Source organism: Pedobacter sp. ASV28 (assembly GCF_016428855.1).
Classification (GTDB): domain Bacteria; phylum Bacteroidota; class Bacteroidia; order Sphingobacteriales; family Sphingobacteriaceae; genus Pedobacter.
This window is the reverse complement of sequence record NZ_JAELTN010000007.1, coordinates 108,910-124,849: the sequence shown is the minus strand read 5'-3', so window position 1 is coordinate 124,849 and position 15,940 is coordinate 108,910. Positions and strand designations below refer to the sequence as shown.

The window sequence follows — 15,940 nt, the reverse complement described above, 5'->3', positions numbered from 1 at the left end:
GTTATTTGTTGATCCGGTAGCCAGTTTTAAAATCAACGGAATTACCTTTCAGAATGGTTTCAACCCCATAGATTCTTATAGCAACAAAACTTATTACCAAGTATTAAGCGATGGCAGGGTTAAGCTGCTAAAAAAAACCAATAAAACAATTATGGAAGTTACAGAATACAATGCCCCTAAACGCAGGGTATTCAAAGAAAACTTCAGCTATTACGTAGCCAATGAAAAGAACGACTTGACCAAAGTAAAAAAGGACAATAGCATCCTTAACTTGCTAAAGGACAAAGAAGACCTGGTCAAGGCATTTGTATCAAAAAATAAGCTAAATCTAAAAAAAGACGAAGATTTAAGTAAGGTATTCGACTATTATAACTCCTTATAAATCTTACAAAGGCATAATACAACCATGTTATATTCTCGTATAATATGGTTATATTATTACCTATATTAAGCTATAGCGCTCATTCCCTCCAATATTGCTTTTAAAGCACCGCCTTAAAAGCTCCTTCATGGCCATCTTTACCTATTATATAATATATTGGCCAACCAGACTGAAAATATTCGATTAGACGCAATAATTATCTGTTTCTCCTATGTGTAAAATTATCCCTATGAGCGGAACAAATAATCTGTTCTTCTAGAAACCCGGTTTATATGCTAGTAAATACCAAGTGTGCTTTTGGATGTATTATCAGGCTATTTTTTTTGACCACCATAATGTATAGAAGACTTTCTTTAACCGAACCTTATCCAATCTATTCTCTTTGATTCGTATAATTGTTAAACTGAAAAAAGCCTAAAGCTCAAAAAAGGAGTAGTTAGTATAGGGCAAAAAAAATTCCCGGAAACCTTAGTAACCGGGAATTCTGTCTAAATCGACAATTAAATTAAGCCTTATCTTACAATTAAATTATTGTAATCAGCTTCTCTATTAGGCACAACCAACTGCCATCCATTACGATCGGTTGGATTTATAGTGATACCAAGCGCATCAATAAAGTTGCCTCCTGCTGCCAATTTTTTTCTTTCGATCTTATCTCCCCATCTTTTCTTGTCAAACATATCAAATCCTTCGCCCCATAGCTCGATAGCTCTGTATAATTTGATCTCCGCAAGTAGGTTTGCTCCTGTAGCTGTCGCATTATAGCTTGCATCTCTACCGCTTGTTTTGGTCAATGTATTTAAAAGTGCCTGTATTTCTGTTGCTGGCTTAGTTTGAAAATATTTGGCCTCCGCTTCGATCAAAATCATCTCTGCAGATCTGAAATGGTTCAAATTACCTACACCAACACCATCTGAAGCGACAAATTTAAACGACATATATGGATAAGCTCTAGCATCTGAAGGCAATGATGGATACAATGACCTAGCATAATTAAACAAAGCTGTAGATCCTTGTCCAGTAGTTCCATCATATGCATAACTAAGTGGATCTAAAAACATGCTCTTACGAATATCGGTAGCTGGTATCTTATTATATAACTCCTTGCTCATAAACTTAGGTGTCGTTCTAACGGCTGAGGCCGTTGAATTATACCCGATATAGGCAAAATAGGAATAGTAATGTAATGTTTCATCCAGTGCACCATATGAACCCCAGATCCACTCAGAGTTTGGTGCATTAAAACCAGATTTGTATTGAGTGTTGGTCATTAAAGCAAAGTTTTGTCTAGCTTTTGCCGCATAAGCCTCTGCATTAACATAATCTTGTTTGTTCAATGCTGCCCTAGCAAAAGTAGCATAGGCCACATTAATATCTGGAAGATAGAATTGAGAGCTTACCCTGGTTTTTCCAGAAGAAGTGTACAAGCCTATCGCAGTTGTCAAATCACTATAAATCAAATCATAAGTTTGCTTTAAGGTAGACAATGGAATATCGCCAGTCGTCTCATCAACCCTTAATACCACTGCCGGCGTTTCGCCGTTCTGAGAATCTGCCCACCTCTTACCATAAAGCTGAGCCAACATGGTATAACTATAAGCTCTAAATGTTAAAGCCTGTGCTTTTATAAATTGCTTATCAGCCTCAGAACCGCTAGCTTTATCAACGTTAAGGATAATTGAATTTGCATTGGCAATAATAGAATAGTAATAAAACCAAGGATAAACCACATAGGTACTATTTGGATTGGCCACGTATTCTAAGTTAATAACTGAAGACCATCCCGGTAGGTTAACACCAAAGTCGGCTCCTGCATAATTACCATAAAGCATCTTAATGGTACCCTCACCGTTCATACCTTGTATACTTAGTTTTTGCTGTGTCATCAACCTTGCTATACCGTTTATGGCATAAGCAGCATTTTGGGTGCTTTCAAATACGGTAGCAGGCGAAGTTGAAGCCGTTGGAGCGGTTTGAAGGTAATCCTTTTTACAAGATGCAACTAACGTAATAACGATGATTGCACTCAAATATCTATTTATAAATTTCATAAAAATTATCTTAAAATTATAATCCAACATTAATTCCCAATGAGAAGGTACGTGATGGTACAAATTCATTAGCACTAGTTCCATTAAATCCTTGTTCTGGACTTGTTCCTTTCAATTTGGTAAAAGTAGCAAGATTATCAACCAAGGCATTAACGCTAATTCTATTTAAATCAAGTTTCTTTGTAATGCTTTTTGGGAAAGTATAGCCAAAAGCGATGTTCTTAATTGCCAAATTAGAATTATCAATCAGAAACCTTGTGCTTGTTGCGTTATTATATTGGCTGTTCACAAAGTTCACCTGTGGAATGGCATTTTTATTGATACGATCAGGAGAGGTTGCGGTCATTCCTTCAGGCACGCCATCCCAAGAATTTAGGATATCCTTATGTAATGCACTTGGTGTAGCCGTTGCACTCATTAGGCCAATATATGAATTATCAATACCTTTACCGCCAATAGAATAAGTAAATATGGCAGATAAAGAAAAGTTTTTATAATTAAAGTTGGTGCTAAAATTTCCGAAAACTTTAGGAATTGCACTGCCGCTATATTCACGTTTTGAGTAGGCAGCATTTCTCGTGTAATTCACTCCATCTATGTTTACAAGAAAAGGATAATGGGCTCCAGCGGTATTGGTTGGATTGAAAAGTTCATCATCGGCATAATATAATGCCTGGCCTGTCATCATGTCTACTCCGGCATACTGGTACAAAAAGTAATCATATATAGATTTACCTTCTGTATACTTAAAGTTACCATTAAGAATTCCGTTTTCTCTATTTTCTGCTGGCAATGTAACTACTCTACTTTTTAAGAAGTTGGCGTTAACACCTACGTTCCATTTGAAGTCTTGCTTTTTTAATACGTCTACATCAGCTGAAATCTCTATACCATTGTTTCTAACTTTACCAATATTCTTTGTAATAATAGATACGGCCGAAGTTGTACTTGTTGCACCCGCAGAAAGTGGTTGGTTTACATCGAAGATCAATCCATCAGAACCTTTATCAAAATACTCAACCGATAAATTCAAACGATCAAAAAAACGTCCTTCAATAGCTGCCGATGTAGCTCTCTGACCTTCCCATTGCAAATCCACATTACCGTTCTGGCTTTTATACAATGCTGCAATGTTGTTGTTTTGACTAATTGCATAAAGTGACATATAACCAAAAGTTCCTACACTGGCTATATTTCCAACTCTTCCAATTGATGCCCTAACTTTCAAATCATTGATGTATTCTTTTGTAGATGCCATGAAAGATTCCTTAGATATTAACCATGAACCTCCAATAGACCAGAATTCACCCCATCTATTATCTGGATGCAGTCTCGAACTTCCATCACTTCTAAAAGATCCCTCCAGAAAGTATTTTTCTTTATAGTTATAACGTACCCTGCTTAAATAACTCTCTTGTCTTTCATTAACCTCAGAATCTGTCAAGCTGGTGATCTGGCTAAAATTCACCATATCAACTTGTCCTGCAAAAGTTTGCTTGGTTTTGTAACCATACAAATAGTTGTGTCTATAGAAATAATTCTCGTGACCAACCAAAACATCAATATTATGATTATTAAAACTTTTGTTGTAGGTTAATTGTTGCTGTACAGTTGAGATATTATATCTGTAAATAGTTCTAGAAGCCCTTCCTTCATTTCCTCTACCATCACCAATAATGCCGTTATTATAGGTTCTGTTCTCAGTATTCCTCAGCAAGTTATTTGCGGTAAGATTAAATTTAAAATTTTTCAAGAAGCTAAGTTCCACATAACCTTGGGAATTTAATGAATTTTGGTAGGTTCTGTCCATATTTAATTCATTCTCCCAGATCAAGTGTCTACCTATATACTGTTGTCTGGAATCTTCACCATTATCATATATTTTATTTCCAGAATCGTCTAAAATATACTGACCAGTAACCAAATCATGCTTATAAATTGGATAAATAGGCGCAATATTTCTAGCATAGTTCCATGGTGTGGTAAAGCCACCACCAGAACCCGTTGTATAGTTCCCTACTTGATAACCTCCATTTAATGAAAATCCGGTTTTAATCCATTTTCTAGGGCTTACGCTACCATTTACCCTACCAGAAAACCTTTGTAGATCAGAGGTTTTGATATAACCTTCTTCTCCCAAATATCCAACAGAATAATACAAAGTAGATTTCTCGTTTGAACTTTGACCGCTTAAGTTATAATCTTGTCTATAGCCATTTCTTGTAATGGCACCAAACCAATCTAAATCTTCACCATACGTACCCTTAATTTGGGCATCTGGCAATAATTTACCATTAACATCAAATAAAGCATTATCAGGCAAATTATAAATATTGGTTTTTAAAATGGTAGGAACCAAATTTGCTGTTGCATTTAATCCAGCTTGGGCTATTGGCAATGTTGGGCTATTGGTAACCAATTGGTTTCTATAACCTTTCCACATTACTTCCATAAACTCGTTAGCATTTACCTTATCATATTCAGGAATTCCCCTAGTGTAAATACCCTGATTTACAACAACATTCATAGATGAAGTACCACCTTTACCTTTTTTTGTTGTAATTAAGATTACCCCATTAGATCCTCTACTTCCATACAAAGTAGCAGATGTAGCATCTTTCAAAACAGAAATAGATTCAACATCATTTGGATTGATATCATTAATACTCCCGTTATAAATAGCATTATCCACAACAATTAGAGGTGCTTGGTTACCATTAACCGAACTAAATCCCCTAATTCTAATAGAAGGTCCACTTCCTGGCTCACCATATGAATTACTAATCTGTAATCCTGTGCCCATTCCTTCTAAAGCTGCCAAGACGTTTGTAATAGGTCTTTTTTCAATGTCTTTGGCACCCACTGCTAAAACAGAACCTGTTATCGCTTCTTTCTTTTGTGTACCGTAACCCACTACAACAACTTGATTTAAGTCTCTGGAATCTGCCTCTAGAGCAGCATTCGCGATATTACCAGCACCGATGGCAACTGTTTGCGTACCAAAACCTAGAGAACTGATCTCTAATGCTGTTGCATTAGCTGGCACCACTAATGAAAATTTACCATTTGAGTTGGTCGAAACACCAACATTTGTGCCTTTAACTTTAACACTTACTCCTGGTAGCGGAAGTCCATCTTCTTTCGAAGTCACCGTACCAGTAATTGTCCTATTTTGTGCTATTGCCGAAGAGGCAATAAACAGCAAGATGAACAAACTCTGTAGAAGTTTTTTCATAAAAATTTTTAAAAAAATTAGGTTAGTTAATTATTTATTAAGGCGCCAAATATAGGTACATTAGGTATGCAACACAAATTTCATTTGACATTTAACACAATAAAACATATAAAAGAAAATATGGGTAAAAAAGCAAATCAGTACTCAAGAAAAACACTATTTAGCATTATTTTTTTTCCATTTTCCCAAAAAGCCCTAAAAATCAGACTAGTTGACAAATAAAAAACATGCCCTTTCCCAATTTCCTGAAAAGAATAGACCACACCAGAAGATATTTTGCTTTTAGCCTTAACTCCAACTAAACCAGACATATAACTATCTACCCTTAAAAATCCAATATTATACCCATTTTCTATAGGTTCATAAATATTAGCATCTGTTTTTAGGGTATAATAATATTTTCCAAGTCCAAACGCCAAAGGATTCGTGATATCTAGGTATACTTTATAAATAGCACCCGGAATAGAATTGCTAAAATCATCATGGTCTCTTTTTCCATACTGACGTACATTATCTTTTCCTTCGGCGGTTTTAGGTTCTTCTTTCTTTTTTATCTGGAATGGTTTCTTTCCAATAAAAGCCCCTATGGCATCTTCCAACAAGATCAACTTACCTCCAGCATTCACCCAAGGCAATAACTGTTCGGCCAGTTTATCGTTATAATAACCATCTGGAACAATTAGGGTATTAATTTTTTGAATATCTAGACTAGCCGCAACCGATACATTCAATATAGATATGGGATAATTCAGCTCTTGCTCAAAGAAATACCAGACCTCTCCCAACGATTGAGAGGAAACCTCTTGGCCAGACAACACTGCCACTTTTGGCGGGGTGAGCAGTTTATAAACAGACGACCCAAAATCTTTGCCTTTTTCTACAAAACCAGAGTTTAGCACGTTATATTGCACATGATGCTCATTAAATAATGCTTCCAGCGAGGCTAATATGCTTTTATTGCTCTTTTCGTTTTCCGCCCTATACACCAACAGAGCACCTGCCTGATAGTTATTTCCGCCTATGGTAAACCCTTGCTCGGCCATTCTTACCTTAATGCCATTGGCTTGAAGTGCCATCAATAGCTTTGCATCTTCTAAACATTCCCAAGGCAACACCCAGGCATAGGGCTTGCCTGAAGTTGGCATGCTCTTTTTTCTTTCTTCGATAAAGGGATAGGCTCCGCTGATCGATTCCTTCACCGCATAAGCATTTAGTCCATAAGCATAGGGAAGTGCCCAAGCGGTAATATCATAGGTATTGGAATCTGTAACTACCGTATGGGGTTCCAAAAGAATATTTGCCAATACAGAGTGCTTTTGATATAGATTAACGATGAGATCGTTTCTTTCTATTTTAAATTGTTCTGTTTTTTGGGTTTCATAATTGTAGCCATTTAGTACCTTATCTGCCCCAAAAGCATACTCAATATGATTCTTTTTTAACAGCTCGGCGAGCTTTCGCAGCCTGGAAATATTTTGTGACTTTATAACATAGGACTTATACTGACTTGAAGGATTCGTTAGGCTTTGTTCAAAATACTTTCTGAATTCTGTCAAAATCCTTTCTGAATATTGGGAAGTAATTTCCAATGTAGCCATGGAAGTGGTAAAATGGTGGGCAATCCGGTCTTTCAAAGTGAGCGTATCGCCATCGGCCGTCACTACGGCAAGCCCAGCCCTAATTCCTCCCTGTTCATAAGTCATACCAATAGCCCCATTGTATAAGGGATAGGTATCTCCATAAGATGGATACAACAGATCAAACCGCTCTTTTGTAAAATACTGCCATCCATGCTCATCAAAATACTTGGCATTGTTTTTTCCTACAAGCACCTGAAATTCTTTCTGCCAGGAGGTAACTGCCTGATGGATGGGCTCTGCCGCTGGCGCAAAATAATAAGGTTCATTGTAGCTCTGTTCATGAAAATCGACATGAACCTGTGGCAACCATTTATGATACTGCACCAGTCTTTGTTGGGTTTCTACCTGTGTTTGCCAGGCCCAATCCCTATTCAGGTCGAAATAATAATGATTGGTCCTTCCCCCTGGCCAAGGTTCGTTATGTTCCCTAGACGTTGGATCGGGATTAGGTTTGGCCCCGCTTACGCTATTAAAATAATTGACGTACCTTTCTCTTCCATCTGGGTTTAAACAGGGGTCGATAATAACTATCGTATTCTTCAACCATTCTTTGATGTTTTCGCCTTTTGCTTCTGCCAATGTATAAAGCACTTTCATCGCTGTTTCGGTAGAATTGGCCTCATTACCATGTACGTTGTAGCTCAGCCATAAGATAACGGGCTGCTTTGTTAATTTTATAACCTTATCCCCGTTTGCCAAAGCCAGGTTATTGGCCCTGATCTGGTCAAGTTGATCTATATTCGATTGGTCTGAAACAATGGCCAGCACTAATTCCCTATTTTCATAAGTCCTGCCATAGCTTTCCAACCTCACATTCTTATGTGTTGCTGCCACGCTTTTATAGTAGTCTATTACCTTCTGATGTGCCGTGAAATGGCTCCCCAATTCATAACCCAAGAAAGCATCGGGAGTTGGTGTTTGTGCCGCCAGCTGCCCTATACCAACAAAAAACAAGTATAAAAAAGGGAGAGATATCTTCATAAAATGTTTATTTAACCAATAATACTAAAAGAATATTTTATTTCTCTTAAGCATTCGTAATTTTACACGAAACAATTTTATCTGCTTTGTACAATGACCAACCTAGAACAACTTTACCAACATTATTTAAAACACCCGGTTATTTGTACAGATACCAGGTCTATTACGAAAGGCTGTTTGTTCTTTGCCCTAAAGGGCGAAAATTTTGATGCCAATACATTTGCCGAAAAGGCCATTGACCAAGGTGCCGCATTTTCCATTATAGATAATGCCGATTATGCCCAGAATGATCAATTCATATTGGTAGACGATGTTCTAGCCACCTTACAACAGTTGGCAAAACACCATAGGCAGCAACTTGATATACCTATTATTGGTTTAACGGGAAGCAATGGAAAAACCACCACTAAGGAGCTTATTAGGGCCGTTTTGGCAGAACGTTACCAAACCTTTGCCACCAAGGGAAATCTCAACAATCACATTGGTGTGCCCCTTTCTATCTTGGGCATTAACAGCACTATTCAAATTGCGGTCATCGAAATGGGAGCAAACCACCAAAAAGAGATCGAATTTCTTTGTGAGATTGCACAGCCTACACATGGGCTGATCAGCAATGTGGGCATGGCACACCTAGATGGATTTGGCGGTTTTGAGGGCGTTAAAAAGGGAAAGGCCGAACTATATGCCTATCTAAAAGCCCACCACGGTACAGCCTTTGTAAACGGCTCAAATGAAGACCTTATGGAAATGAGTAATAAAGCTGCGCTAACAAATGTTGTTCACTATAATAGTGCCCAGCCCAATGCCGTATGTGGTCATTTAAAGCATAGCGACCCGCTAATTGAATTCGATTGGAGTTTTAAGGGCCAAAATCATGAGGCCAAGGCCAATCTAACAGGAACCTACAACTTCGAAAACATTCTGGCGGCCATAAGCATTGGATGTTTCTTTAACTTAAGTGCCCATGAAATTAATAAAGGCTTAGCCAATTACTTTCCTACCAATAATCGGTCGCAGCTCACAAAAACAGAAAGCAATACGGTTATCTGTGATTTCTATAACGCCAACCCAAGTAGCATGGCCGCTGCCATCAACAACCTCAACAGCCTTAGTGCCACAAAAAAAATAGCCATTTTGGGCGATATGTTTGAATTGGGCGAGGAATCTTCCGTACAGCATGCGCATATTATCCAATTAGCTGCACAGAGCAATATTAATGAGCTCATTTTTGTAGGGCACCACTTTTTTAATACAAAAGACGGTTATAATGCCCATTTTTTTTCTACACCATCTGAAGCCGCAGCTTTTATTAAGGCACAACATTGGAAAGGAACCCTAATCTTATTAAAAGGGAGCAGAGGGATGGCATTAGAGCAGTTATTGCCGCTTTTATAATGGTTGAATGATATGGAAGGGAATTATTAACGCTATAGCCAATTGAACTAAAATTCAAAAGTAGCGCATAACGTCTTCAATGCTATATTTATACTTTCTACTTTTAACCTAATTAGTCCCCATATTCTGTAAAGCCTGGCTTAAATCTTTCTTTACATCTTCAGGTGTTTTTGGATTGGCAATCATTGAATTGGCCACTTCCTTAAATTTAGCGGTTTGCTTCGTTTTAATGTAGATAATAGCCTTTACAAAATCTTTCAGGTAAGCCAGGCCTGCTTCTTTAGCTGGAACAACAATAGCATTAAACTTAGTTAAAACAGGCTCCAACTTGCCCTGTTCATATAAGGTAGGGCCAATGTTCATCATCGCATTACACAACTGTGAGTAACCTACTTTCGAAGGATTATCCAGTATGGTATTAAAAGCGGACAATGCCGGTTCAATTTCTTTATTCTCTAGAAAATACTGCGTTCTGAAATAGTTGTACACAAAAAAAGAGCGTTCTGGAACAAACTTATCCAAGATATTTTTAACTGCTTCAAAATCGATTTCTTCGGTAACCTGCACCTCTTCAGACAAGGCGAACTGAATGGTTAAGCTCACCAAGCGGTCTTCAAAATCTTCATCGGTATATTTTCCTGCCCGCATTACCTTACTCTTATTTGCCGCAAAGTAGGCCAAGTCTTTTTCCTTTGGAAGGGAAAAAGCATAGTTCATCACCAAATCGATCAAATCTGCATCGCCTAAAATATCAGGTTGTGCAGACAAAAAATCCCTGCTGATCTGTCCAAAATCCTCATCTTGTAATTCTGTAGCCTGTGCCGCAAATTTTAAAAATTGGGCACTGGTCAATTTCAAGGCCTTCTTCTTTAATGTAAAGAACTGTGTTTCTGGGTCCTTTGCTGTTTTTGCCAGCGCTAAAAAATCATCAGCATCGAGAAAACCCACGCCCTTATGCAACATTACCCCATCAGGATTGATAAAAATAAGGTTTGGATAGGCCGATACATAATATCGATCTGCCAACATAGCCCCCTCACCTTTCTCCATGTCGTATTTTACATTGATAAAGTTGGCATTATAGAAATCTGCCACTGCTTGGTTGGTGTAAGTTTCCGCATCCATTTGTTTACAGGGCCCGCACCAGGTGGCATAAGCATCTAGGAAAATCATTTTGTTCTCTTTCTTTGCCTGCTCCAAAACTGTACTCCAGGTAGGGTTTTCCAAAAATTTAATCTCGGCAGCACGTACTGAAACTGCGATGAAAAGAAGGCAACAAGCCAAAAAACTATTCTTTACCATATTCAAAATCAGGCTATATTTCCTTAAAGTTAATCTTTTACTACCTCAATACCAACATCGCTCACCCCAACCAGTGGGTTATCCCTCATATTTTGCTCAACTTCAATGGTATATTTACCGGCTTCATGAAAAAGATGTTTTTTTAGCAATGGGAATGAATAAGTATACAGATCTCCTGAGCCCTTTCCTAGCCATTGACCATCTGCTTTAGCTAATTTAAATTGGTAGCGGGTCCTTTTATACTTATTTGCCCCTTTAACAGATACCAGCACAAACATGTTGGAATATCGGTATGAAGTATTAATGCGCAACTTGAAGCTAACCTTATAGGTTTTTAAGGTATCGGATATCTCAAATTCTGCTTTTGCAGTATTTGCATACAACCAATTATGGTCTCTAATGCTTTGATTAGTATCTACAATAGTGTTTACATTACAGCCGAGAAATGTAAAAACCAGCGCGTATATAAACAAAAAATACCTTTTAGCCATTGTTTGGTTTGTCTGGTGACTGATCTTTCCCCTTATGATTGCGGTTACGATTCTTGTTACGGTTTCTATTATTGCGATTTTGAGCTTTATTGGAAGCGCCTTCTTCAGCCTCGTTTTTTGGTCCACCTTTTACCAATGGCTGCTTTGTTTCCACAGGTTTCTGCTGTTGTTTACTCTGCAGGTTTTTTTGGTTTCCAGTACCCTGCTGAGCACCAGAACCTTGATTACGGTTTTTGTTATTACGATTTTTATGGTTAGCATTCCGGTTTCTAGATTTATCATCCAAGCGGGTCAGGCTATCCTGTCCAACCACATTCTCATAATCATGAACCTTCTCTACAATAGTAGTGGTTTTTAGTTCTACGGCCTCATCTTTTAAGTTGTTGGGTTTTTCGCCCTTTTTATTCATGGCCATGATTTCCTTCACACGGTCCACTTTAAGCGGAATCCAATCTTCCTGATTGGCATAGCTAAACCACATTAGCTTTTTAAAGATGTCTGTTTTCTGGTGTCTAGCTACCCCTACCTCTGTTTGTAGTGCCTCAATTCTATCGGGTATATCCTTTAAGGCATCCAAATAAGTATCCAGTTCGTAGTTGAGACAACATTTCAGCTTACCGCATTGTCCTGCAAGCTTTAAGGTATTTAGAGAAAGGTTTTGATAGCGTGCAGCGGCAGTAGATACGGTTTTAAAGTTGGTTAGCCAAGTGGAGCAACATAGCTCGCGACCACAAGAACCAATGCCCCCTAAACGGCCAGCTTCCTGGCGCATCCCGATCTGGCGCATTTCAATGCGAATACGGAAAGTCTCTGCCATTTTCTTGATCAGCTCCCTAAAATCTACACGGCCTTCGGCAGTGTAAAAGAAGGTGGCCTTGGTTCGATCTCCCTGATAATCTACATCGCTTATTTTCATGGAAAGCTTTAGGTCCAGCGCCAATGTACGGGCCTTGTGCATGGTTTCCCATTCCAAACCTTTGGCAATCTTCCATTTTTCAACATCTGCTTCTGTAGCTTTTCTGTAGATTTTTCTGGTAACCTGATCAATAGGTGTTTTTCTGCGCTTTAACTGTGTGCGCACAAGCTCTCCGGTGAGCGATATATGTCCTATATCATAGCCTCCGGTAGGTCCTTCAACAGCTACCAACTCACCTATTTCCAGATAAATGTTATCAGTATTTACAAAAAACTCTTTTCTAGACCCTTTGAATTTTACTTCTACAATCTGAAAAGGTATATAGTTAGAGGGCATATCCAAATTGGATAGCCAATCGTACACTTCCATTTTTTGGCAGCCTCCAGTAAGGCAAGAGCCATTACTTTTGCAGCCTGCGGGGGCACAACCACCTCCCGACGAGCAACTTCCACATCCCATAATTAATTGTATATATATTGAGTCCCTTTCGGGAGCGTTTTAAACTTTATAATTTTTACCAGTTGTAAAGATACATCTAAAAACAGAATTTTCGGATTCGCATTCCTTTCAATGTGGTAATGTGCCTTCTCTAATTCGATAATTAGTGCCTCTACCATAGCCAGGTTTAACACTTTGGCCGATAAATTTTTAGCCACTTCAAAAATTTGTGGTGGTAATTTCACCAAATCATCTGCTCCGCTCAGCAATAAACTGCACTCCCTCAGAAAATTAATGCCATATTTCAGAAAGTTTTTTTGGTTTTCGCGGCCCCAGCTTGCCGCAGTTTCCGTAAAATCGATCATTGACGGCACCTTGTTTCCAAAGCCCATACGCAACCATTCCGAAAAATAGCTGGCATTGTTATTTGAAATGTCATCTAGCAGCGCATTTGCTTCAATTAGATTGCCATCGGCCAAAAAGCTATATTCGGCAGCCTGGCTTTCCGACAAGTTTGCCTTAGCCATCAAATAATTCCCTATCACATCATCTTGAAGCTTCGGTATCTTAACAATTTGGGTTCTCGATAAAATAGTGGATAAAATCTGCTCCTGATTTTGTGCAACTAGAATGAACAAGGTATTTGCAGGTGGTTCTTCGATAATCTTGAGCAGGGCATTTCCTTCCCTGTCCAAGAACTCGGGCAGCCACATAATCAACACTTTGGTTTCGGCCTCAAAAGCCTTGTAACTGAGTTTTTTGATAATGTCATGTGCTTCTGCAATATTAATGTTTGCCTGCTTATTATCTGCGCTGAGTTTAGAGCGCCAAATGTCCAAGTTGAAATATGGATTCTCTATCACCATATTTCTCCATTCTTCCAGAACATCAGTGGCTATCTTCACCTCTTTGGAAGCAAAAAAGGGATAAGAGAAATGAAGATCTGGATGGATGAGCCGCTCGTATTTACGGCATGAAGAGCACTCTCCACAACTATCATCAGCCGTTTTTTGCTGACAGTTGATATATTGGGCATAGGCAATGGCCAAGGGCAAGGCACCACTCCCCTCCGAAGAAAGGAATAATTGTGCATGACTTACCCTGTTCTCTGCAACAGTCTGTATTAAATGTTGCTTAGTCGCTTCCTGTCCAATAATCTCTTTAAACTGCATTGGTGCAAAATAGCAAATAGATTTGATTTTTTAGACACTAAAACCCAATAATAACCTTGTTTAAAAAACTGATTTTGACTTAAAGACGCCAACACGCGCTTTTGCCATAAAAATGGTAATGAGCATATCCACTCAAATTCATTTCTAACTTTTAAAATACATTTTTTGAGCTATCTTACCATGCCCAGATTAACTTCTGTATAGGCAAAACCTACCGTCACCAATATGGCTCACTCAATAGAGACATGGGCAATAATAACCATCACTGGGCACGAGCGAAATAGGGTACATATGCTAAAAGGCATTTACCTTATGAAACTAAAAGGCTACAGCAGCGACTACTTATTTGGTAAAAATGTTGAAATCGTGCTTGTCAACCAAGGGTGAATTCAGCATAAAAAAATATCTCAGATGAATCAACCAAACTCATTACTGTCGATCCTTTTTTTAAACTGTGAACAATGTAAATAATAAGCTATATTTGAAATGATTAGGTTTTAAAGATCTTCAAAAATTTCCAATCTATTTCAGAACGAAAACAAGAGTCTTCAGAACATTTTTATTTATAAGATATACCTGGGATAATTTTGTAAGCGTTTCACAAATTCAATTTCTGGCAGCAGTGAAAAAACAAGGGTTAAGATCAATATAAACCATTAAATTTTATGAAAAAACAATTACTATTTGCAATTCTGTTATTTTTTATCTGTGACCAGATTAAAGCGCAATGCGCTGGAGGAAGCTCGTTTTCATCAGTTACTGCGCCAACCTCTTCTACCCCATCAACCATAAACAGTTGTAATTGGGGAGGAGACTATAATACCATTAATGATTGCTTGGCTGGAACTTCATACACTTTTACAGCAAGCGGAAATGCCTTTATTACCATAAGGCAGGGATCTAGCAATGGCACCGTGGTAGGCTATGGCGCTTCTACCGTTACCATTACAAGCCCTATCTCAGGAACTTTGTATATGCTTATTAACAGCAATCCATCATGCGGTATCGGAACCACCTGTATTACAACCACTATCGTGCGCAATTCCACCACACTACCTGTAAGCTTTGGCAAATTTACTGCAACGGTGCAGAAAAACCAGGTAAAATTAGCTTGGAATACCTTTAGCGAAACCAACAGCGAAGCTTTTATAGTTTATCGCAGTACGGATGGTGTAAACTATATCGAAATTGCTCGACAAGCAAGCAAGGGCAGCGCCACAAACGGTTATACCAGTTTTGATAACTACCCTGTAAGTGGCGCAAACTACTATCGCTTAAAACAAAGAGATATTGATGGAACGGTTGCCACACTTGCAGATGACGCGGTTAATTTCTCACTTGGTACCAAAGAAGTGAAAGCTTGGCCAAACCCTATTGATAATATACTAAGATTAAGTTTCCCAACAGCAACCTATCAAAACTTGGAATTGGTAGATATCGGCGGCAGAAAGCTCCAAGAGCATGTTTTAACCAACACCCAAAATGAAATAAAATTAGATATGAGTACTTATGCCAAAGGTGTTTATCTAATTATACTAAAAGACCCCAATAATAGTTATTTGGTAAAAGTATTAAAATAGCCTTGGTCTAAATCAAGGAAGCAATGCCCTCATTCAACTTAATTCAGGGACATCAACAGTCCATTGGTTTTATGCCATAGCGCCCATAGCGGTTGCATTCCCGTTTAGGTTAGGGGGCTGCAACTTGTCATGGCTAAAAAGGCCGCAGGCACTGTACAAACAGTACCCCTCTGACGCAAGCATTGCTTGGGCCTAATTTAATAACACCTCTCCTATTTGGTTATCAAACATAAAAACAAACCGCTTTAACTTTAAAGCACTCTAGAAACAAGATAAATCTTCTTTTTGCAGCTTAGTTCTAAAATCACAAGCACCGTGGTACTAATATCAAGTTTTAGTGATGGAGTTTCAGATAGC

General features: G+C 38.3%; 10 protein-coding genes. 3 read left to right on the top strand and 7 right to left on the bottom strand.

Annotated features, from left to right (window positions below; all coding sequences use genetic code 11):
• On the top strand, positions 1–382 hold a 382-nt coding region (locus JHD79_RS04270), incomplete at its 5' end, for a hypothetical protein (protein ID WP_199117961.1).
• Between the two features lie 512 nt (positions 383–894).
• Here JHD79_RS04270 and JHD79_RS04265 read toward each other — a convergent pair.
• The 3 genes from JHD79_RS04265 to JHD79_RS04255 form a co-directional block, all read right to left on the bottom strand.
• Complete coding sequence (locus JHD79_RS04265; RefSeq protein WP_199117960.1) at positions 895–2,433, bottom strand: RagB/SusD family nutrient uptake outer membrane protein; 1,539 nt, start codon at positions 2,431–2,433, stop codon at positions 895–897.
• A gap of 16 nt (positions 2,434–2,449) precedes the next feature.
• A complete protein-coding gene (locus JHD79_RS04260) occupies positions 2,450–5,668 on the bottom strand; it encodes a SusC/RagA family TonB-linked outer membrane protein (protein ID WP_199117959.1) in 3,219 nt (1,072 codons plus the stop codon).
• Positions 5,669–5,805: 137 nt separating this feature from the next.
• Positions 5,806–8,289, bottom strand: coding sequence for a M14 family metallopeptidase (locus JHD79_RS04255; protein ID WP_199117958.1), 2,484 nt, complete (start codon positions 8,287–8,289; stop codon positions 5,806–5,808).
• Positions 8,290–8,382: 93 nt separating this feature from the next.
• Between JHD79_RS04255 and murF the strand changes: the two genes are divergently transcribed.
• Complete coding sequence (gene murF, locus JHD79_RS04250) at positions 8,383–9,684, top strand: UDP-N-acetylmuramoyl-tripeptide--D-alanyl-D-alanine ligase (protein WP_199117957.1); 1,302 nt, start codon at positions 8,383–8,385, stop codon at positions 9,682–9,684.
• Positions 9,685–9,792: 108 nt separating this feature from the next.
• Here murF and JHD79_RS04245 read toward each other — a convergent pair whose 3' ends face one another.
• Genes JHD79_RS04245 through JHD79_RS04230 form a run of 4 tightly spaced genes read right to left on the bottom strand, consistent with a single transcriptional unit; the run spans position 9,793 to position 14,003 of the window.
• A complete protein-coding gene (locus tag JHD79_RS04245; RefSeq protein WP_233164556.1) occupies positions 9,793–10,986 on the bottom strand; it encodes a thioredoxin family protein in 1,194 nt (397 codons plus the stop codon).
• Between the two features lie 29 nt (positions 10,987–11,015).
• The gene (locus JHD79_RS04240; protein WP_233164555.1) at positions 11,016–11,459 is read right to left on the bottom strand and encodes a gliding motility lipoprotein GldH; all 444 of its coding nucleotides are present in this window, start codon (positions 11,457–11,459) and stop codon (positions 11,016–11,018) included.
• A gap of 10 nt (positions 11,460–11,469) precedes the next feature.
• Positions 11,470–12,852 (bottom strand): regulatory iron-sulfur-containing complex subunit RicT, encoded by a 1,383-nt coding sequence (locus JHD79_RS04235; RefSeq protein ID WP_199117954.1) that lies wholly within the window; start codon positions 12,850–12,852, stop codon positions 11,470–11,472.
• Between the two features lie 2 nt (positions 12,853–12,854).
• Positions 12,855–14,003 carry an ATP-binding protein gene (locus tag JHD79_RS04230; RefSeq protein WP_199117953.1) on the bottom strand — a complete coding sequence of 383 codons (1,149 nt, stop codon included), beginning with the start codon at positions 14,001–14,003 and terminating at the stop codon, positions 12,855–12,857.
• A gap of 665 nt (positions 14,004–14,668) precedes the next feature.
• On the opposite strand from JHD79_RS04230, the gene JHD79_RS04225 reads away from it, so the two are divergent.
• A complete protein-coding gene (locus tag JHD79_RS04225; protein ID WP_199117952.1) occupies positions 14,669–15,583 on the top strand; it encodes a T9SS type A sorting domain-containing protein in 915 nt (304 codons plus the stop codon).
• Positions 15,584–15,940: the final 357 nt, after the last annotated feature.